22 protein-coding genes and 1 pseudogene are annotated in these 20,823 nt (G+C 50.7%); 5 read left to right on the top strand and 18 right to left on the bottom strand.

Annotated elements, in window-relative coordinates:
* From B160_RS31350 to B160_RS0110680, 10 genes and pseudogenes are all read right to left on the bottom strand, one after another.
* Positions 1–265, bottom strand: a pseudogene (locus B160_RS31350) (type VI secretion system Vgr family protein); the annotation flags it as partial.
* Between the two features lie 757 nt (positions 266–1,022).
* A complete protein-coding gene (locus tag B160_RS0110720; protein ID WP_018627910.1) occupies positions 1,023–1,589 on the bottom strand; it encodes a DUF4256 domain-containing protein in 567 nt (188 codons plus the stop codon).
* An 11-nt stretch (positions 1,590–1,600) separates the two neighbouring features.
* The gene (locus tag B160_RS0110715) at positions 1,601–1,843 is read right to left on the bottom strand and encodes an SRPBCC family protein (RefSeq protein ID WP_018627909.1); all 243 of its coding nucleotides are present in this window, start codon (positions 1,841–1,843) and stop codon (positions 1,601–1,603) included.
* A 14-nt stretch (positions 1,844–1,857) separates the two neighbouring features.
* Complete coding sequence (locus B160_RS0110710; RefSeq protein WP_018627908.1) at positions 1,858–2,211, bottom strand: bleomycin resistance protein; 354 nt, start codon at positions 2,209–2,211, stop codon at positions 1,858–1,860.
* A gap of 61 nt (positions 2,212–2,272) precedes the next feature.
* Positions 2,273–2,734: a Crp/Fnr family transcriptional regulator gene (locus B160_RS0110705; RefSeq protein WP_245562191.1), complete on the bottom strand. Its 462-nt coding sequence runs from the start codon at positions 2,732–2,734 to the stop codon at positions 2,273–2,275.
* A 142-nt stretch (positions 2,735–2,876) separates the two neighbouring features.
* On the bottom strand, positions 2,877–3,452 hold the full coding sequence (locus B160_RS0110700; protein WP_018627906.1) for a YdeI/OmpD-associated family protein: 576 nt from the start codon (positions 3,450–3,452) through the stop codon (positions 2,877–2,879).
* A gap of 38 nt (positions 3,453–3,490) precedes the next feature.
* Complete coding sequence (locus B160_RS0110695) at positions 3,491–3,697, bottom strand: hypothetical protein (protein ID WP_018627905.1); 207 nt, start codon at positions 3,695–3,697, stop codon at positions 3,491–3,493.
* A gap of 112 nt (positions 3,698–3,809) precedes the next feature.
* On the bottom strand, positions 3,810–4,187 hold the full coding sequence (locus B160_RS0110690; protein WP_018627904.1) for a DoxX family protein: 378 nt from the start codon (positions 4,185–4,187) through the stop codon (positions 3,810–3,812).
* Between the two features lie 52 nt (positions 4,188–4,239).
* On the bottom strand, positions 4,240–4,707 hold the full coding sequence (locus B160_RS0110685; RefSeq protein WP_018627903.1) for an SRPBCC family protein: 468 nt from the start codon (positions 4,705–4,707) through the stop codon (positions 4,240–4,242).
* A gap of 6 nt (positions 4,708–4,713) precedes the next feature.
* Entirely contained in the window at positions 4,714–5,037 is a 324-nt protein-coding gene (locus B160_RS0110680; protein WP_018627902.1) for an ArsR/SmtB family transcription factor, read from the bottom strand.
* A gap of 59 nt (positions 5,038–5,096) precedes the next feature.
* Here B160_RS0110680 and B160_RS0110675 point away from each other — a divergent pair, with 59 nt between their 5' ends.
* The 4 genes from B160_RS0110675 (at position 5,097) to B160_RS0110655 (ending at position 8,307) form a co-directional block, all read left to right on the top strand.
* Entirely contained in the window at positions 5,097–5,792 is a 696-nt protein-coding gene (locus B160_RS0110675; RefSeq protein WP_018627901.1) for a Crp/Fnr family transcriptional regulator, read from the top strand.
* Positions 5,785–6,357, top strand: a complete 573-nt coding sequence (locus tag B160_RS0110670) for a Crp/Fnr family transcriptional regulator (RefSeq protein WP_018627900.1) — start codon at positions 5,785–5,787, stop codon at positions 6,355–6,357. Before B160_RS0110675 ends, B160_RS0110670 begins: the two co-directional genes overlap by 8 nt.
* Positions 6,358–6,416: 59 nt before the next feature.
* Complete coding sequence (locus tag B160_RS0110665) at positions 6,417–7,172, top strand: SDR family oxidoreductase (RefSeq protein ID WP_026309688.1); 756 nt, start codon at positions 6,417–6,419, stop codon at positions 7,170–7,172.
* 427 nt (positions 7,173–7,599) lie between these two features.
* Positions 7,600–8,307 carry a hypothetical protein gene (locus B160_RS0110655; protein WP_018627896.1) on the top strand — a complete coding sequence of 236 codons (708 nt, stop codon included), beginning with the start codon at positions 7,600–7,602 and terminating at the stop codon, positions 8,305–8,307.
* A 145-nt stretch (positions 8,308–8,452) separates the two neighbouring features.
* On the opposite strand, the gene B160_RS0110650 is transcribed toward B160_RS0110655, so the two are convergent.
* Complete coding sequence (locus tag B160_RS0110650; RefSeq protein ID WP_018627895.1) at positions 8,453–9,874, bottom strand: glycoside hydrolase family 125 protein; 1,422 nt, start codon at positions 9,872–9,874, stop codon at positions 8,453–8,455.
* A gap of 254 nt (positions 9,875–10,128) precedes the next feature.
* Here B160_RS0110650 and B160_RS0110640 point away from each other — a divergent pair, with 254 nt between their 5' ends.
* Positions 10,129–10,338 carry a DUF2007 domain-containing protein gene (locus B160_RS0110640; RefSeq protein ID WP_018627894.1) on the top strand — a complete coding sequence of 70 codons (210 nt, stop codon included), beginning with the start codon at positions 10,129–10,131 and terminating at the stop codon, positions 10,336–10,338.
* A gap of 79 nt (positions 10,339–10,417) precedes the next feature.
* Here B160_RS0110640 and B160_RS0110635 read toward each other — a convergent pair whose 3' ends face one another.
* The 7 genes from B160_RS0110635 to B160_RS0110605 all read right to left on the bottom strand — a co-directional run bounded on the left by B160_RS0110635 (position 10,418) and on the right by B160_RS0110605 (position 20,754).
* Entirely contained in the window at positions 10,418–13,423 is a 3,006-nt protein-coding gene (locus B160_RS0110635; RefSeq protein ID WP_018627893.1) for a glycosyl hydrolase, read from the bottom strand.
* A 100-nt stretch (positions 13,424–13,523) separates the two neighbouring features.
* Entirely contained in the window at positions 13,524–14,729 is a 1,206-nt protein-coding gene (locus B160_RS0110630; protein ID WP_018627892.1) for a hypothetical protein, read from the bottom strand.
* 83 nt (positions 14,730–14,812) lie between these two features.
* The gene (locus B160_RS0110625) at positions 14,813–15,415 is read right to left on the bottom strand and encodes a histidine phosphatase family protein (protein ID WP_018627891.1); all 603 of its coding nucleotides are present in this window, start codon (positions 15,413–15,415) and stop codon (positions 14,813–14,815) included.
* Positions 15,416–15,589: 174 nt separating this feature from the next.
* Positions 15,590–17,029 (bottom strand): FGGY-family carbohydrate kinase, encoded by a 1,440-nt coding sequence (locus B160_RS0110620; RefSeq protein ID WP_018627890.1) that lies wholly within the window; start codon positions 17,027–17,029, stop codon positions 15,590–15,592.
* A complete protein-coding gene (locus B160_RS0110615) occupies positions 17,030–18,472 on the bottom strand; it encodes an FGGY-family carbohydrate kinase (RefSeq protein ID WP_018627889.1) in 1,443 nt (480 codons plus the stop codon).
* A gap of 7 nt (positions 18,473–18,479) precedes the next feature.
* Complete coding sequence (locus tag B160_RS0110610; RefSeq protein ID WP_018627888.1) at positions 18,480–19,460, bottom strand: NAD(P)-dependent oxidoreductase; 981 nt, start codon at positions 19,458–19,460, stop codon at positions 18,480–18,482.
* Between the two features lie 16 nt (positions 19,461–19,476).
* The gene (locus B160_RS0110605) at positions 19,477–20,754 is read right to left on the bottom strand and encodes an MFS transporter (protein WP_018627887.1); all 1,278 of its coding nucleotides are present in this window, start codon (positions 20,752–20,754) and stop codon (positions 19,477–19,479) included.
* Positions 20,755–20,823: the final 69 nt, after the last annotated feature.

Here is a 20,823-nt window from a genome sequence, read left to right as displayed (position 1 = left end):
TAAAACGGGCCGTTTCAATACCCGTGATGATCCCGTTGAACAATACCGTGCCCCCAAGGCCCACGCCACTGATCCGCGCCCCAAAGCTGCCCCCGATCATCTCTTTGGAGGCCGTGAACATGCCCGACTTACCGTCAATCGACTGGGCAGGACAAACAAGCGTGAACGCATGATGGGTGAAAATGCTCTGGCTTAGGGAAAAGGAGGTAAACTGCAATAACGGGCTACCGTTAATGCTAAACATAGGTTCGGTTAGTTGCGCCATAATTTGGGTTTTTCTATGATGAAATAAGGTTATGCTTGCGCCCCACTCTGCATCTGCGGCTGCTTAAAGATATAAACAAAAAATAATATAAAAAATTATTTTTATTTATTGAATGGATTCCAATAATGGACCGTATTCATTATATATATATATCAATAAAATGGTTTGCGTCTTCACCATACGCGCCAGGTCAATCTTAAGAATTTGAGGGTCAAAGGCAAAAGCTGCAGCGTTGCTTTTAATAGCAACGAACAAAAGATGAATGGAGGTGCAGCGCATCGATAATGCAATCCCTTCTCCAAAAAGATTCCCGCTGCGCTGCGGCTAAGAGCAGGTTCCCGGAAGTTCCTGTTACAATGATTTGCGGCGCAGCGCCTTGTTCCCTATCAAAGAGATCCGGTCTTTTTAGCCCAAAGGCTTATTCATTCTACATATGGTGATTGTACAATTTTTACCCTGACGGCCATGGTGTCTTCACAAACCATGACCGACGCCGGCCAAAAAGCCGCAAACTAAAGGCTGGCCGGGGGATCCGGAAAGACAGAAGAGCTGAGCTGTCATCTATAAGGCTTACCATCGCACCGCCTTACCGGTTGAAACATACTTTTTAGTCAGCCCGCAATAATCTATAAAGATCATTCTGATACCGGTTCGTTATCACAGCGTCTTTATACAAAATGCAGCTATTCCTGTATGCCGCTGCAACCGACTGTTGCCTGTTTTGGTTTTTTGCGGCACAGCACCATCGGTCTTTTCCTTACACATGGAGTACGCCCCGGAACCCCCGGGCCGCATAATAAGATTCTGCGCCGTTGTGATAGGTGAATACATGATCGTAGCGCCGGTCACAAAAAAGAGCACCGCCCCGTTTTCTTATGGCGGCAGGCGTCTGTACCCAGCTGGATGTTTTCAGATCAAAGGCTCCCAACTCCTGCAGCCTGCGGTATTGCTCTTCGGTAAGCAATTCAATGCCCATCGCCTTTGCCATCTCCGTAGCACTGTCTGCCGGTTTATGTTCTTTTCTGGATGCCAGCGCATCCCCATCAAAACAAAGACTCCTGCGGCCCTTGGGACTTTCGGGGGAGCAGTCGAAGAAAATATATGTGTCTGTTTTTTTATCATACCCTACCACATCCGGTTCTCCGCCGGTGCTTTCCATCTCGTCCAGCGACCACAGTTTTTCCGGCCTGGTCTCCAGCTTTGCGGCCACCCCGGCCCATTGGATCCCTTGATGACGGTCTTTGTTTTTTTCAAACCGTTTTTTCAGCACTTCAAGCAATGTTTCTTTTTGCGAGGCTGGCAATTGTTTTCCGTTTGTTTTCATTTTATTTTCGTTTACGACCGTTGCCGGTTATTATTTTCAGCCAGGTCCTTAACCGCTTTCAGCGCGAACTCCCAGCCGGTGCCGGCATCCTCAAAAGCGGTTTGCTCCATTGGCCGGGTCATGACTTCGATCCCTGTTAATATTGTACCGTCATCCTGCTCCCGGAATTCATACGTGATTACCGATACAACGGTTTCCTTGTCCGGTCCGAGTAAATTGTGGCGGATGCGCCGCAGGGGCCCCAGCTCCAGCAAGGTTCAGCAACCGGTCAGACCTGCTGCCCGAACGTCAGCAGATTGCTGTCGGGATCCAGTAATGCAAACTCTTTTTGTCCCCAGGGTTTTATTTGTAAATGGCCCGCAGGATGGATGCCTACCCCACGATCCACCAGCCACTGATACAGTTGCTCAATGGCATTGGTACGAATATATACCTGTCCGTAATTTTCTTTGGGGTCCAGGTCTTTAAATTCAAAAAAATGGATCTGGATATTGTCCTTCTGAACCATCAGGTACCCTTCAAAGTCGTTCCCAAACTGCTGAAAACCCAGCTGATCTATATAGAACGCTTTGGTAAGCGTTTTATTACGCATGGGCAATTTTGGATGAATGTCTGTAAGCATCTTCTTTTTTTACAAAATTCTGCAATTCCCCGGGAAACGGCCCTGATTGAGATCAGGAAATTCAATACAGCGCCCTTACCCTGCTCAAAGTTTCCGGTGCTATTTTGAGATAGGATGCGATCATTTTAACAGGAAAAACCTGCGCGATCTGCGGCTTCACCTGCTGAATATACCCATATTTCTGAGCCGGGCTCAAAACATGATCAAACAAATAGGTCCGGGGGCCATCCTGGTTAAAAATCCCGGCCATTTGCAAAAAGGCCTTTGAACCTGCAATAAGTCCGTGCAGGTCGCTTAAACTCAGCTCCGCCACTTCCGATTTTACAAAGGCGCTGATCGAAGTTGCCGACCGCGATTGATGCACAAGACTCTCATGGTTAAACATCCACTCTCCTTCCAAATGAAGATCAATGATCTGCTCCTGCATTTCTCCAGCCTGATATTGATAAAAAGCACCTGATAAAATATAAAAAACAGACTGACATACCACGCCCTCTTTTAACAAAATTTCATTCTTTGCCACCGTCCTTTTTGTAACTGTGTTTTCAAAAAGGATCCGATCCTGTTCAGTGAAACATCCGATATCCTGTAAAACATTCCGGATCATTGACTAAATATTCATTTATTAAAAGCGTTCTTGTGCAAGCAAACACTGCTTCAAGGCCCTAATCCTCCAGCCCTTTGCCGTCGAGGATCTTTGGAATATATTTCCCGATCCGTGCTTCCCGGGTCTTTGACTGTTTGGCCTGTGAAAAATAAAACAGGTAGGCTCTTTGCCGCCCCGGTGTCAGTGTTTCAAATGCCTTTTTTAAAGCAGCGCGTTTGTCAAGCTGCTTTTGAAATTCCCCCGGAACCGCGTAATCCTTTGTCTTCTTCAGGGGCACCTTCAGCCCTGCCCGCTCTACTTCAACGGCTTCATAGATATAGGATTTAACTGCCGATTGCCATTTTTTGACCTCCTGTACATTGGTGAAGCGTGCCTGGCGCGCGGACTGTACATTTTCCGTTTGCCGGATCAGTATTCCCTCCGCATCCTGCAACAGGGCTCCTTTGAAAAACAAGAGTGCACAATACTCTTTAAATACATGGATCAACACAATGTTCCGGCCCTCAAATACGTAGCAGGGACAGCCCCATTTTAACTCTTCAGTGAGGCCGCAGCTCAAAACGACCTTTCGTAACAGCTTGGTCTCTTCCTGCCATTTTCCTTTATTAAAATAAAAGTCAACTTTCGGGTTCATGTGTTTTGTTCTTTGATATATTCAGATATTCTGTCATCTTATTTTCTCAATTTGGCTTTTACCGGTTCCTTTGCTTTGTCTAATTCCGCTTTATCCTGCTCTATCAACTGTTTCAATTCTTCTTCCTTAGGCAAATACATCAGATATTCTGAAGCAAACAATTTTTTATTTTCAGCGAGCGCCGAATACTTCACTACCATAGCAGGGTTAAATTCCGTTACACAAAATACACCATTGATGATCACAGATCAAATTTAATCCTTAATACTGATCGGATATCCGTAACAGACCCGTTCTATTGACCTAAACGGCTATCACATCCGCACTATACCGGAAGGTATCGGCCCAAATCATAATTCACTTTTGTATAACTTTCCGGTCTGCCGGGCGGAAATACCAGGAAACCACCGTAAGCACCAGCAACAAAGAGGGGCCAAAAAGTCCGTTGCTGCCGTCTCCACTGACCAGATGGGAAAAGATCGCACCCGTCATGGCAAAGAAAAAGCCGGCATAGGCCCATTCTTTCAGCAGGGGGTAGCGGGGAATGAGCACGGCGATCACCCCCAGGATCTTCCAGCTACCCAATAAGGTAAGCAGGTAGGCGGGATAACCCAGATGGGTCATCATTTCCGTTTCTTCTTTTTGATGGATCAGCTGTACAATACCGGTTGACAACATGCCCAGTGCCAGCCAGGCAGTGGTAATCCAGTAAATGATCTTATTTTTTTTGTTCATAATAGTAGGTTAAAGTGATTGGGATTAAAAAGCAGGTGATCGGCAACCGGTCTTATTTCAATTTGCCTGCCACCTCCTCCAGCCGGTCGTGCGCCATATTGATGCCATAGGAAAAGGGTAGCTTTAATTGTTCTTCCCGGTGCTTTGCCGACCGGTAAACGATCTGCATAATGAGTTTGCTGGTATCTTCCGACAAAGGTTCAAATTCCAGGAATTCCAGCTGGATGCCAAGAGGGGCGTTCTCCATTTCAAACGTGCGGGTGATCTTTTTTTCCGGAACAAATTCATGAATGGCCCCGTTGGCGCGGAATGCCACATTCCCCTTGCCATCGCTGGTTTCAAACTGGTAGCCGCCATGCGGTCTATTTTCCAGCTTCAGTACTTTGGTGCCCATCCACTGTTCTATAATTCCGGGTTCGGTGTACGCCCGGAACAGGAGGTCCAGCGGTAAATCAAACTCCCGGGTAATCACCAGGTCCTGTCTGCCGTCTTCGGCCTGAATCTTTGTTTTGCGTTCCATATTGTATTATTTTTTTGATTTGTATTTTTTCATTACGTCTTCCAGTTTGTTAAACCGGTCATCCCACATTTTGCGGAACGGTTCAATGAAGTCGGCTACTTCTTTCATTTTTTTTGCATTAAAATGGTAATAAATTTCCCGGCCGTTCTGCTCCTGTTGCAGCAGCTCGCATTCCGTAAGGATCTGCAGGTGTTTGGACACCGTTGGCCGGGCTGTGTCAAAATTTGCAGCGATAACGCCCGCTGTCATGGATTGCGTCGCCACCAACAGCAGGATGGCCCGCCTTGTGGGATCTGCTATTGCCTGGAAAACATCACGTCTTAGGTTCATTGTGTAGCTATTTGGCTACAAATATATATGTAGTTATTTAGCTACACAAATTTTTTTTCATGCTTTTCCCGGGGAAGACACAGCAGGCAGGTTTTTTTATGCTGCATCTCACCGGTTCACAACGTCTATTCCTGCCCGTTTTTTTATATCTTGCCCCCTTCAGTACCAACATGCATCCGCTCATACAGCATATTGAAAAGATCACGGACCTCCGGGAGATCGATGCAGCCCGGATCCTGCCGTTTTTTAGTGTCCGCTCGTTCCCCAAAAGGGCGCTTTTGCAGGAAGAAGGGAAGCGCTGTCTTTCCTATTTTTTTGTAACAAAAGGATGCCTCCGTCTTTTTTTTACCGACCAGAACGGGATGGAGCAAACCCTGCAATTCGCCCTGGAGCACTGGTGGATGACGGACCTGGATGCGTTCCGGTCGGGCAGAAATGCTGCTTATGCCATCCAGGCACTGGAAGAAACAGAGGTGCTGTCCATCGATGCAAAAAGCTATGCCCTGCTGCTCGAGGAGCTGCCCCTGATGGAAAAATACTTCCGCCGGATATATGAGCGCGCCTACGCGGCCGCACTGCTGCGGGTACAGATGATCTCGCGGATGCCCAAAAATGAATTTTATGAGCTGTTTGCCTCCAAGTACCCTGATTTTACCCAGCGGATACCCCAGAAAATACTGGCTTCTTTCCTGGGTTTTACACCGGAATACCTGAGTGAGCTGCGCAAAAAGAGAATAAAAAAAAGCAATGACTGAACAGCTGATGGCCCATATCCGGCGGCTGCTCCCGGGTTTTGTGATCCCCCTGGAAGCACTGCGCCCCTGCTTCCGGACCCATTCGGTTAAAAAAGGGGCATTCCTTTTAAAAGAAGCCGAGCCCTGCAACAGCATCCACTTTGTGAACAAGGGATGTCTGTATTTATTCTATGACCGCAACAACCGGGAAGAAGTCATTCATTTTGCCCTGGAAAACTGGTGGCTGACGGATTACAAAACCTTTTGTGACGGCCGGCCGGCTGAATATGCCATTGCCGCGGTGGAGGATTCGGAAATAACCAGCATTACCCGGGAAGATTATGAGCGCCTGCTGCTGCGCTTCCCGATGATGGCCCTTTATTTTAATAAAATTCATGAGCGGGCATACGGGGCCGCACTGTTTAAACAAAAGACCTATGCCACGTTGACCAAAGAAGCATTCTACCGTTATTTCCGCACTACCTACCCGGAAGTAGTACAACGCATACCGGATGCTATTTTTGCATCTTATATGGGCGTTTCCACAGAAGAACTGTGTCTCCTCCGTGAGGCCTTCATTTCTTAAACCAGCTTAAGTTTTCCGGCCGGAACCTGTTTCATCTTTGTGGTATAAAAAATCACAAGATGAAAATAATTGTTATCGGCGGTACCGGCCTTATTGGTAGCCAGGTAGTTCATCAATTGCAGCAAGCGGGGCACGAGGCCATTGCAGCTTCGCCCAATACCGGTGTGAACACGCTTACCGGTGAAGGATTGAGCGAAGTGCTGCAGGGTGCTCAGATAGTGGTAGACGTTTCCAACTCGCCCTCCTTTGCAGATGAGCCCGTGATGCATTTTTTCAAAACCTCTAATGAAAACCTGCTGCCGACAGAGAAGACAGCGGGCGTACAACACCACATCGCGTTATCCGTGGTGGGCACGCAGAAACTGCAGGCCAGCGGTTATTTCCGCGCTAAACAGGTGCAGGAAGACCTGATCCGGGCCTCGGGCGTGCCCTATACCATTGTGCATGCCACACAGTTCTTTGAATTTGCCGGTGGCATTGTACAAATGAGCCTCAGCGGGAATCAGGTGGTATTGCCCGATGCCAATATCCAACCCATTGCCAGTAAGGATGTGGCGGCGTTCATGGCAACAACAGCACTGGCCGCACCTGCCGGTAAGATCCTGGAAATAGGCGGACCTGAAAAATTCAGAATGACTGCATGGATCCGGCAATACGTGCAGGCAACGCACAAAAACGTTGAAGTAGTCGCCGATGCTGCGGCGTTATATTCGGGAGCGCCGCTGGATGCCGATACCCTGACACCCGAAGCCGCGGTGCACCTGGGCCCCACAAAATATGCCGACTGGATCGCCCAGCCCGAAAATCAGCGATAGTGCTTTTTTAGCGATAAAGGATCCTGCGCCTGACAAAACTCGCACCTTGCTGTACCTGTGCCTGTCTGCGGAAACCGTGTGTATTGATCCCTCGGATTTCCCGGACAGGCACAAATAGTCAGGGCCATTGTGCATACCAACCCTATTCCCGTTCTCAATAAGGGTGCTATACAAACGGCCGGGGAGGGTTATGTACCGGACCTTACCGTCCTGCCAGCCTCAAAAAATACTTTTGAAACACGCTCTTTTTACGATAGAACCGGGCTGATTGCGCTTTGTATCTATTTTAATGCGTTTGCCCTGCCGGGCATCCCAAAACAACGGTGATCCCGGTTATTTTTCTTACTTTAGGAGCGATGCAGCCTGGTCGTCTGCGCTGCGGCGGGCGGCCTCCGTCTTCTGAACGCTTCTTAAAAAACAACCTACTATGACAAACCGTAAACTGGAAAAAAGATTGCGCTTTTTAACCATCTATGTGATCGTGATCACCGCCGTATGTGGATTCCTGGTGGTAACCTCCTTTCGCCAGACAACCAAAAACCAGCGCATGGATGAGCTTACTGTAAAACGCATAAACCTGACCGATGAGAACGGAAAGCTACAGATGGTGATCAGCAACGCGCACCGCCAACACCCGGGCAGGATGAACGGGCAGCAGCTCCCGGCCCGCGAACGGCCTGCAGGAATGATCTTTTTTAATGAGGCCGGTGATGAATGTGGCGGATTGATATATAATGGCAATGATAAGGATGCCGGTCTTTACCTATCGGTAGACAAATTCCGGGATGACCAGGTCATGCAGCTTCAATATTCGGAAAACCCGCAGAAGCAGCGCCGGAAATATGGATTGCAACTCTGGGATTATCCCAGAGAAAATACTTTTGATGAGCGCATGCGGCGCTTCAGGGCCCTGAAGCAGCTTCCCACCAGAAAAGAACAGGACAATGCCTATGAACAAATGCTGAAGGACAGCCTGCTGATGCGGGACCGGCTGTTCATTGGCAAAACTTATGATAAGGAAGTGGGACTGTTTATCAAGGACCGCGACGGGCGGCCACGCATCAAGATCTATGTAGACGCGGACAACCAGCCGCAAATGCAGCTCCTTGACCCCGATGGCAAAGTAATGCATTAAAACAGGCAAACCCGGCGCCTTGTAGTACCCGGTCTTTCCCGCTCCTCAGGCAGGGCGCGGCGCTGCCGGGAAAACCGCGGTCAGCGCCCGGTCGTTCCGGCGACCACCTGCTGCTTCAACCGCAGCGCTGCCGGCTAAAGATCCCTTAGCTGAGCAATGCCGGGCGTTCCTTAAAGGTTTTCCAGAGCAGCTCGCCAAACAGCGTGTTGGACCAGGCGAACCATTTGCGGGTGAACTTTTCCGGGTTGTCTTTATGAAACGATTCATGCATAAAGCCCGTACCCCCGTGCGTTTTTTGTAATGTATGGATACACCACCGGATCTCCTCCGGGTTGCCGGAAGTAAGCGCCCGCATGGTAATGCTCATCGGCCAGATCATGTCTTTGCCGACATGCGGTCCCCCGATGCCCTCCGCCGCCGTTCCTTTGAAGAAGAACGGATTTTCCGCTGACCATACATACCTGCGCGTGGCCTGGTAAAGCGGGTCTGCGCCGCTTATCGCACCCAGGTAAGGCAGTCCCAGCAGGCTGGGCACATTGGCATCATCCATCAGAACATGACTGCCATATCCGTTTATTTCATAGGCGTACATTTTCCCGTACTCCGGGTGTGTGATCTGCGCATATTTTTTTACGGCGGCCGCCACTTCAGCAGCCAGCTGCTCCAGTTCATGCGCCAGTGCCGCATCCTTTGCAATTGCCGCGATCATTTCCGCGGCCTGCTTCAGGCTGACCACGGCAAACAGGTTGGAGGGCACCAGGTAAGCAAAAATGGTAGCGTCGTCGCTCGGCCGGAACATAGAACAGATAAGACCTACGGGCTTTACCGGATAGCCATAGCCACCCATCGGGACGCCGTCCGTAGCCCAGGAGGTCTTCCGCTCAAATTTGTAAGGCCCCGGCCCGTCTTTGCGCTGTTGTTGTTTAAAGGTTTTCAAGGTAAGCGCTATTCCTTCTTTCCAGGTGGCATCAAAGGGTGACAGGTCGCCGGTCTCCTTCCAGAAACGGTATGCCAGCCGTATGGGATAGCAGAGCGAATCGATCTCCCATTTGCGCTCATGAATGCCGGGCTTCATATCCGTAATATCCGTTTCCTTCCATTCGCTCACTTTAAGGTCATCATTATAAAACGCATTGGCATACGGGTCCTTCAGAATAAAATGGGTCTGCTTACGGATCACGCCTGCGATCAGCCGGTGCAATGCCGGATCCTGTTTGGTGAATTGCAGGTAGGGATAGACCTGTGCCGAACTATCGCGCAGCCACATGGCATCAATATCGCCGGTTATTACGTAAGTATCCGGCTTGCCGTCCTTTTCAGTATAGTAAACCGTTGTGTCCAGTGTATTGGGAAAACAGTTATGGAACAGCCAGCCCAGCTCTTTATTTTTCACATTGGATTGAAATGTTTTTATCGCATTTTCGATCGCCGTGCTTTTAAAATGACGCTGGTTTTCCGCAACGCGGACCACAGGAAAATCGTTTTTGCTCTGTGCAAAAGAAAGAGGATGCATGGCCAGTCCGGTACCCAGTGCGCCGGTATGCTGCAGGAATGTTTTACGGTTCATAATTTATATACGCTTAATGATCTGTTACCTTGTAAAACTAACTTATTTTCAGCGAACGCTGTTATCGGACGGCAAGGCGGTAAGGCGACAAGGCTTGAACGAATGTTGAGCGATTCCTTCCTCTCTTTCCGGATCCGCGGCGGAGCCGGGTATTTTGCAGTGCTATGGCCGTATTGCTCAACGAGCTTCTTTCTCAACACAGCCGGTATACGGATGTCAGCGATTTGTCGTATTTTTAGAGTAAATTCATTCTTATGGCTGATCATAACAAAGATGCAATTGTTGTTGTAAGAACCTATAGTGATATTGCGGCAGCCGTTTCTGCAAAAGAAAAGCTGGAAGAAGCAGGCATCACCGCTACGATCGACGATATGGATGTGGCGGGTATGACCCCTTTGGCAGGCATTGAACTCAAGATCTTCTCCGGAGACCTGGATCAAGCAAAGCAGGTTTTGGAAAGCTAAGCTATCGTAAACGACCGCCCTTATTAAGGTACGGGCCTGATACGATGGCTCGCCGGCCAGAAATCAAACAGACCGGATCTCAGCCAAACGTGATCAGTGTTACCGGCCCCAGTAATCCCGAAGACAATAGCGGATCGTCCTTTTTAAAAACGATATTGGTGTTCGTCTTTCTTTTTTCAGGAGGCAGCGCGGCATCACCGATCAGCCGGTTGGGCCAGAGATTGATCACTTCGATCCTCAATTCATTTTTTCCCCGTTTTATTTTACCGGTCACTTCCACCCGCCAGGGCGCGGTCCATACGATCCCGAGGTCCGCGCCATTCAGCCATACCCTGCAAATATTCTTTACGGTCCCCAGGTCCATGAACAGGGATCTGAAGGCGGGGGATGCCCCGGTAAAAGTGAATTGCTTGTGATAAACCACCTTGCCGGAATAATACCGGATGCCGGGGTCCGGGTGCCGGCTCCAATCCTGCAGCGCTTCAAAACGGGTGCTTGTAGGCCCACCCCATTGGGGGTCGAACCGGAGCTCCCAGGAACCGGTGAGCTCCTGCAGTTTGCGAAACCCATTGACTTGCTGCCAGACATTGGGTAATGCCTCCGGGAGGTCTTTTGTCTGTACTTTGGGAAACACAGCGAACACAGATTGAAATACATCCAGGTCCAGCGTCAGCCGGATGCGGTCCTTTGCCTGTTCAGATGCAGGGATCCACCGTCTTCCCGAAACAGGATCCCAGATCTCCGGCCGGCGGCCGGTTACGCGGAACAAACAGTCTGTACGGACGGCCTCTTTTTTCCGGTTGGTGATGAAATAGATCTCCGCCGCTGCCGTGGTACGGTGTATAAAATCGATCCACGCATTTTTTCCGGTGGTTTCGAAATCGGGTACACAACCGGTGCCTTCCAACACCGCACGTACCGATCCCGGGTAGAACAGGCGCCCCTTCCCCACTGCCATTCCCCGGTCTGTAGCAGGGGCCTTCCACAATGTTTTTGCCAGCTGCTGCACCTCTGCATCGCATTGCGGATAATTGGTCAGGCCGGAATCGGTTTGCGGCGGTGTGCCCATTACCACGGCACCTGCTTCGAGGAGCGCTTTTATTTTTTCCAATACGGCCACCGGCATGCGATCGGTTTCCGGCAATACCAGCATCCGGTACTGCATACCATCCGGCAGCAGCAGTTTTCCATTGCGCACGCTTACCCGCTCCAAAAGCACTTCCGCGTTGCACACATCATAATCATACCCTTTACCCAATGCATCCGGTACGTGCTTTTGCGCCACCAGATTGGGCGCAACGTCACCGTTGTAAAACAATACATCCGCTACAAAATGCCCGGCCCGCAGCAAATGCTGGCTGCGGGCGATATAAGAAAAGAAGGGTGCCGAAAACTCCCACCAGGTCACATTGGGATTAAAGTGGGTGCCCGCGCCATACTCATAACCCGGCAGGCCGTCTCCTGGTCTTGTTGCAGTAGAGGTATGGATCACAATGCGGTTGATCCCTTCGCAGAAAGCACGGTCCAGCGCCTGTTTCAGAGACCCGGGGTAATCCGTCCAGTGCCGGAAGCTGGTGAATGCTTCTGCAGACGCCAGCTTGCGACCGTAGGTATGCGCGGCGGATGCGGTCATCTTCGTAACCTTGTTCTGTCCGAAGTCCAGCCGGGACACTCCATAGGATTTATCATCCATTAAATTTTCCTGATCTTCATGCTTCGGTGCCAGCCAGAATTCGCCCATGGGCAGGTCACTGCGGCCCAGGTTCTTTAACCCGTCGATACAAATGGTTCCGGAGCGGCTGGGCCCTGCGGCCTCATTCTGCACCAGCAGTCCGTGTTGATGGCAAAGTGCTGCAAAATGCCCGTAATGTTCATCGGCCATGCAGTCTGCCACGGTTCTGCGGTAGTCATTCAAAAAACGGTCGGATATGGCGGCGCTGCCGATCAGATAACCCGATAACACCGGAAGATACGGCGTGGCATCATAGCCCCGGTAATGCCGGAACTTTTCAAGAAGCTGCCCCGTCCAGTTCGGAAAACCATCTTCAAAACTATCGTCGCAAAAATAAGCGGGCTTTGCACCCACTTTCGCCGCTTCTTCAATGAATACTTTTCCCAGGTGCTCAAACTGGAGATCAACGCCTTTTTTATCAAACCAGTCGATGGACAGCCCGTCTGCTTCCGGTTGGGCGATCATCAGCTTTGATCCCGTCATGCGGTGCCCGGTCCGTACGACCGTCCAGGTACCGGGCGGCACCTCCCAGCGCAGCCGTCCGTTTGCATCCATCTTATCGGTAAGATCGATGACATCCGTCAAGGCAATGGCCCGGTCGCCGGTCTCGTTCCTCCAGGGTGCCTGTACCGGCTCCGTGATCTCATACGATTTTGCAAAATTGCTGGCATCTTTGCGGTTGCTTTTTGCTTCCAGTAATGCAGCACGGCTGCCGGTTATCTTATGCTCGTTTCCGGACGTGCGGATCGCCACTACCGATGTATCCCGGTAATCGAGCTGCGCCAAAGGAAGATCGATGTACGCTTTATAGCCCGGGGGATTGAATACCTTGTCATACCCCGCACGGTTGCCTGGCAATGGCAGCACGCCGTCGAACAATTGCGGACCTTTTAGCCCGAGGGTGGATTGCAGGTACCATCTGCCCGCGTTCTCCGGCCGGATCCAGGGGCCGCCCATACACCATCCGGAACTGAGATTGATACCAACCTCGATGCCCAGGCGCTTAGCCTCTTTCATGGCAAAGCGATAGAGCGCCTTCCATTCCCCCGAAAGGAATTTTACGCCCTGCGGTATGCGGGCGCCGCCGAGCCCGTCTGCCGAATTGACCATCAGCACACCGCCCATTCCCTTTGCTTTAAAGGCTTCAAGATCCCGCCGGATGCCTTCCTTATCCACCAGCCCGTTAAACCACCACCAATAGCAGGAAGAGCGGGAACTTTCGGGAGGAGCAGTGAAGCTTTTGAACAAGGGGTCGGCCGTCGTCACAGCAGGCAGTGGCAGTTTCCGTACAAACACTGCGTGAAAGCCTGCCAGCCCGCTGATCTTTATGAAGCTTCTTCTTTTTAAAGGCATTTTTTTTTCGATTGAAGTGCATGAATGGATGCCGGGGACCGGTTATGCGACACCGGATATACGATGCAGACTGATCCGCTATAATTGCATAAAACAACCATCATTTTACCTCTTCAAACGGAGCAGTATCCTGCCCTGTCCAGCGATACAACCGGAGGTCGCAATACTGTTTTTTATTTTTGGTTACCCCGTTCTGAGAAATGTAGAAGTATCCATTCCCCAACGCATGGATACCGGTAGCACCCCATTCATAATTCCACCCGTGTACCCCTGTGTTTTGATCGTATTTGCCGGCTGTGGCCAGCTGCAGCACGCTTCCCCTTTCTCCATTGTCAAATCCTTTTAGCGCCTGCACAACCGGGGGTTTTGAGCCGTCTATTGCAAACAGGCTATAATTGGGGAACTGTGTTTTTTTCCCGGTATAAACAGCAGCAAACCAATACCCGGTATTGGCATCGTATTCAAGATTTTGAATTCCGTAGGTGGTGTTCCCCGTGTAAAGAAAATATTTGTTCAGGGGTTTGACCGGCCCTGTTATATTGAACCGGCTTTGCGATAAAGGGCGTTCGTACTTCCGGAGATCGCTGGCGTCGTATTGCAGGATCACCTGGTAATCATTGTCTGTACGGGAAGTATCCCCATATACGCCGTAAGCCACGTTTAAAAAATTTCCACCCCGTCTTTGTTCAAACCGGGGACCAAAAGCAATCCCGTCGATACCGCTGCAGCCATACCGGTGTTCCACCCGTTTGCCCCTGTTCATAACTGCCGCATTATAATCGTCGGCCACTTCTTTCAGATAAACCGTATTGATGATGTCGTTTTTTTCCGCGTTCATTCCCGGCCGGGTTATTTTTTCCCCATCAAAAATGGCTACGTAGAAGGAGCTCTCTTCGCTTGCCTTTGCATCCGGTCCATTTCCCAGCCCCTTTAAGATCCCCTTGCCGATCTTATCATTTTTATACTCAAGGGAGGCATAGATGCGCCCGTCTTCCGGATTTATATCCAGACATCCCAGGTGCCCGATGAATCCCTCCACGCTCCCGATGATTTCTCCTTTCAGGTTGGTCTTTACCAGGCTTGTTGTGAATGAAAAGTAGGCATAACCGTGTTGGGTGTCCACCGCAACGCCCTGTACATGAAAATTGCCTTCCTGCCGGTAAATATTACGGGGAAGATCATTGAGCGAAAGTTGTTCTTTTCCATTATGGGGACCCTGGCTCTGCCGGGCCGTCTTACAACCCCATAAAGCAAACAGGATCACGAATACGGCCCAATGATTGCGGATACTTCTTTTAGAAAGCATTTCTATTGTTTTAAGTAAATCCTGATGTTTTATGTACACCGGTGAGAACACGCCGGGGCCTTTGTAAATCCGACGGCCCCGCGTTATATTGCGTTTGCATTCAGTTTTTTGAGCGTCAGCACATTTTCATCATCCAGCTCAAAATAGGACAGGGCAGAATTTTCCATATCGAAGCGCCGGTAATTGGACAGCGGCATTCCCAGTTTTGCGGCCAGGTACAGCCGGTTGATGCCATTGTGCGCTACCACCATTACCAGCTGCCCGTTATGCCGGCGATGCAGCTCCTCAAAAAAACCGTTCACCCGCTTTACGATCTCCCCGCCGGTTTCGCCCGTACCGCCGGCCCTTGCAACTTCGGGATCTTTCATCCATTGCGTCCAAAGCTCAGGATTTTCTGCATTGAACTCGGCCTTTGTTTTTCCTTCCCACAAACCAAAATCCGCTTCAATCAGACGTTCATCTGTTATTACAGCCTGATTGCCGGAAGCGATTGCTGCCGTTTCACGGGCACGTTGCAGGGGCGATGCATAGACCGCGTTCACAGCTACTTCTTTCAATGCTTCAAATACTTTCCCAGCCTGCGCTATTCCTTTTTCGGTAAGCCCGATATCCGTTCTGCCGCAATACCGGTTACCGTCGGCATTGTATGCCGTTTCGCCATGCCGCAATAAGATTACTTTTAACATCGTTTTTATTATTGAATTCGTTTTAATCTTCTAAAATAAACCACAGAGATACCTATTTTTTCACGAACGGAAAGGAGCCATTTGCATGATGGTTTTCAACATGAAGCTGAAGACGGCATCCTGTTGCAATATCTATAAACGCAGGTGGCCAAATACAAATTCAAACCGGTTCATTTATTCTATAAATTTCCGCTCCTTCATTTCTTCTAAAAACCGGCCATACTGATCATCATACTGTCGTTTCAACGCGGCCCGCGGCTGTACCTGTTTTTCTGCCTGCGTCAGCGCAGCGGTGGCTTCGGTAATGTCCCGGAAACAGGTATTGGATGCTGCAACAATCGCAGCGCCTACGGCCCCGGACACCTGCTTCATTTTATAGATCGGCTTTTGAAGCACATCGCTGCGGATCTGCAGCCAGCTGTTGCTGTTGCTGCCCCCCCCCGCGGTATAGATGGCTTCCACCTGCTCTCCCGAAAGGGATTCGATCAGTTCATACGCATAGCGCTCTGCAAAAGCCACACCTTCCATGTTGGCGGTATAGAGCACTTCTTTTGATACGCCTGCAGGCGCAAAGCCTTCCGCCCCGGGTGCCACAAACGGGAACCGCTCCCCTTTCTGGATCAGGGGATAGGCGATCCTGCCCGTGGGTGTTAACGCCGCTGCCGCCGCGTTAAAATGCGCCAACCCTTCTTTGAAGCCGGCCGAAACCCAGTCTGCGCCTATATTTCCGGCCCCTCCCGGCATCCAGTAACCGGAAGGATGCCGGTGGTTGTACAAACGCTCCGCCGGATCAGCGATCTCCTTTACAGCTACACCTTTAATGACCAGGGTAGTGCCAATGGTCGTATTCCACTGACCCGGTTTCATGCCTCCCGATGCTACCTGTGAAGCACAACCGTCCGTAATGCCGGTAGTAACGGCTACATCCGCAGGCAGTCCCAGTCCACGCGCCAGCTCCGGCTTCAGTTTTCCGATAATGGTTCCGGAGGGCTGCACTTCCTGCAGCCACTCTTTTTTTATACCCAACGCCTCACTGATATAATCCGGCCAGTTCAGCAAAGACAGGTCGTATCCGGACTTCAGTACGTTGGTATAGTCTGTAATTTGCCATACCCCGCATAACATACCGGTAATAAGATCTGCCGCATGGACCCATTGAAAGATCTGCGCGGCCTTTTCCGGGAAGGTTTCGGCAAACCATACCATTTTGGCCAGCCCGGTTGACGTACCAAAGCCGGTAAACCCGTGTGCCTGGTTTTGCCGTGCTAACGCAGTACACTTTTTTGCCTGAGCACCGGAACGCTGATCGCTGTACATAATGGCCGGATGCAGCGGGCGGTATGCCTTATCGAGCGGGATCACTGTACCCGAGGTGGAATCGACCGCCATGGCACGCACGCGGGACCGTTGCTCCTGCGATAGCTGGCCTGCGGCCTTATCCAGACAGTACCGGCAGATCGTCCACCAGGTCTCAGGGTCCTGTTCCATGCGCATTGCCGGCGTCAACAAAAAGTCCTGTTCCGCATGGGCAACAACTGCCCCCTTGATATCCAGTATCACCACACGCAACCCCTGCGTTCCCAGATCGATCCCTATAAAATATGCCTCACTCATTTAAAAAATCTTCTTTAATAATGCGCGGTGCTCTTTCCAGCGGTCATAAAAATGATCCCGCTGCTGCGCTGATGCTGCCGGCCGTACCTGCTCATACAGATCCGTTTGCGCCTCCTCCACACCGAGGGATCCATTACAGATCATCATACCACCTACTACGGAAGCATGACGATAGTTATCCCGGATCCGGATCTCCTTTCCCGTAAGATCGGCAATGAACTGCCGGAGCACCTTGCTTTCCATGCCGCCGCCGCAGGTCCAGATATATGGCCGCTCATTGGGGGTAACGGAAACAAGGGTCTTGTAGTTCTCAAAAATGCTGCAGGCAATGTCCCAGAGCGTTGCCCACACCATGCCGGCCCTCGTCAGCTCCTGGTTGACCGGTGTATTAAAAATAAAGCCTCCTTTGATCAGCGGCTCTTTTTCATCCGCCACAAGCGAGCCCAGGGAAGCGATGCATTGAAAATCTGTAACCGACCGGAGCTCCGCTTCAATGACCTCATAGCCTTCGTTGGGATAGAATATCTTTTTCAACCGTTGATAGTTCAGGCCGGTCACGCCCGCGTTGGCCTCCACCATATAGCTGTCTTTATCAATATGCCGTCCCGTCCAGGTGCGCTGCTGCGCATCGAGGTCGTAGGAGGCCGACAGCTTTATAATAGGAGTTGTGGTACCGGAAACAATCACCACATCCCCCGCATTGGCGCGGGTGCTGAGCGCTGCCAGCTGCGTATCGGCGCCACCCACGATCAGGCTTGCTCCCCGGTTTACCGATAGGGCTTCGGCAATTGATGGTTTTATCGTTTCCAGCACGGTACCGGAAGACGTCAGCGGCGGCAATAAAGAAAAGGGCAATGAAAAAAGGTCGCACAATGCTTCCGACCAGTTCTTCCGTTCCACATCGTACAACAGCGTTTCGGATGCCTGCGAATGCTCATAGTGAACCACTCCGCAGAACATATATTCTATCCAGTCGCTGATGCTCAGAAAGGTCCCTTCCGGTTGCCACCATTCTTCTCGCACCGCTCTCAATCCAACCAGTTTCAATGCCGAAAACAGGGAAGTCGGATAGCGGCCCGTTAAGCGGTACACCAGCGATTTATCGGCAATGCGGTCCTCCCATTGCCTGCCACGATGATCAATATTGGGCATCCCCACAACCGGCGCGCCCGCAGCATCCAGTACGACGATCCCCTCCCGCTGGCTGGTGGCGGTAATAGCCTGTATATGAACCGGGCCGGCCTGCGCCAATGCCTCGCGGGTCCGGTCAAGGATCCTGCTCCACAATGCCTGCGGATCAAAATAAATCGCGTCCGGATATTGATCATCGCGTATATAGGGAATGTCTTCGCGGGCCGCTCCCAGAACGGTACCGGCGGTGGAAACAACGGCCGCACGCAGGTTCCCGGTTCCGAAGTCGATGATGATGTATGCGTTTGTCATAGCCCGATTACTGATTGGATAAATGTAATGAATTGGCGGGCTGCTTCTTTGCCCAGTCCAATAATTTTTCATTAAGAATGGCCACATGATGATCTTCCACTTCATCCGTAGCCCCCGCCGTATGCGGGGTGGCCAGTACGTGCGGATGATCGATCAGCCGGTAGTCAATGGCATCCGGCGGCTCCTGGTCAAACACGTCGAGGATGGCGCCGCGGATCCGGTTTCCTTCAATGGCTTCCAGCAGATCATTGCGGTTGACCACGCTGGCTCTTGCTGTGTTCACAAAGACGGCATCCGGCTTCATTTTGTCAATGAGCTTTTTATCGATCATGCCAATGGTGGAAGGGTTTACCGGCAAATGGACCGAAACGATGTCGCTGGTCTCAAAAACGGTTTCCAGGTCCGTTTTTTCACAGGAAGGATCCGGGGCTTCCTGGTAAGGGTCATAAAATTTTACGGAACAGGGAAAAGCCCGTACCAATGCCGCGATCCGCTGCCCTACAGCACCAAATCCTACCATACCGATGGTCTTACCCGCCAGCTCATTCCCTTTAAACTGCAAATAAGAGGCATGCGCGTCCTTTTGCCAGTTCCGTTGTTTCAGCCATTCAATTGCAGGAAGCGTCTTCCTAAAAAACGTAATGATGTTGGCAATGAACAGCTCTGCCACCGCCTGTGCATTTCTTGCAGGCGTATGCAGCACTTCAATACCCAGTTCCTTTGCAACCGCTACCGCCACGTTTGACGGGGTACCCCGGCACACGCCGATAAACTGAAGCGAGGGATGCTTCCGGATCACCTCTTCGGAAACGGCATCATGTTCTGTGATCAATGCGTCTGCTTTCGTTTCATCCAGCAGCCGGTCCAATTCTGCAGCATTATAAGCGCGCCCGTTCTCTTTCCATACTTTGTAAATAACGTTTCCAAAGCAGGACTCCAGCTGCTGCCGGCCGGCTTCATTGTAAGGCGCTGTAATTAAAATATTCATATAAAATAGATACACTTTAAATCACCGAGGTTTCCAATGCTCCATTGGTATCCTGCGGGTTGCCCCCGGTTTTGGGCAATGTAATAAAACGGGTGAGCAATGCACTGATAAAATACAGGACCGCCAGGATCCAGATCACGCCTGCATCCCCGGCCGGACCAATAAACAACCGGACGATCAGTGGTCCTGCAAAAACAGAAAGGCCGGCACCCAGATTTAAAAATGCCATTGCGGCGCCCTTGCCTTTTGACACCAGGGACGGCACCAATGCAGACAGCGGTACATAACCGGCCAGGAGCGCGCCCCACAGCACACCGCTCAGCAACACCATTGAAAAACTACCATCAAAAAGCTGCGGGGAATAATAGAACAATAAGGTGGTCAAACCACAGCCTACCCCGCCGAAGAGGGAGATGGTCCTGCGCCATCCGAGCCGGTCGCCCACAAAACCGAAGATCAGGTTAAAGATAATATTGGCCGTAAAAATGGTACCCCATATCTTCAGCCAGTCGGCCGTGGAAAAACCATACTTCTCAAAATAAAGCGGCATGAACACCGGAAACGCAAACTGGGCCGTGGTATTGATGGTACGCACAATGCCTCCTAAAAAAACCCTGGGCTCATTGACGGCTATTTTAATACTTTCTGCCAGTTCCCGGAGCTTATCCTGTCTTCCTGTTTTTGCGATCCGGTCCTTATTGATCAGCAAGGCGCATACTGCACCCAGCGCCACCCAGAAAACGGATGTCCACAACGTATGGATATGCCCCAGCCGTTCAATAGCCCAGCTGGAATAATAGGCTCCAAATACATTCAATCCCCCCGTAAATACAAACCAGAACCACCCCACTGCCGTGCCCAACCTGTTTTGCGGTGTGCGGTACGTAATCCATACCAGGAAGGTATAAGCAAACAACGGATAGCCGAATCCCCGAAGGGCATACGTCAGGAGCATGGTACCGAAATCCAGCTGCTGCAGCCCCAGCCCTACAAAGCCAAAGGTGCCCGCCACAAAAAGTAAAAACCCGGCCCACATTGCTTTTCGGACCCCCATTGCCTCGGCAAGGATGCCGGAAAGAAAAGAAGAGATGGCCACTGTAAGCCCATACACGCTAAAAAGCGTTGCGGACTGTTCGATGGTCAGTCCCCGGTCGTTGATCAGATAGGGGCTCAGCCAGCCCTGTTCCACCCCGTCTCCCATCATAAAAATCAGGACCCCCAGGTAGCCCCATTCAAGCCCCTTCGGAATACCCAATTTGTCTGTGAACGTTTTTTTTTCGTAAATCTGGTTCATATGACAATTGTTTTAAACAAAAATAAATACAATCAAACTAAATTAAATAAAATTAAACTAATAATTAAA

Origin of the sequence: Niabella aurantiaca DSM 17617, assembly GCF_000374125.1 — a bacterium.
In the GTDB taxonomy this organism is placed as follows: domain Bacteria; phylum Bacteroidota; class Bacteroidia; order Chitinophagales; family Chitinophagaceae; genus Niabella; species Niabella aurantiaca.
The sequence above is the reverse complement of the archived record's forward strand: the minus strand, read 5'-3'. Positions and strand labels throughout refer to the sequence as shown.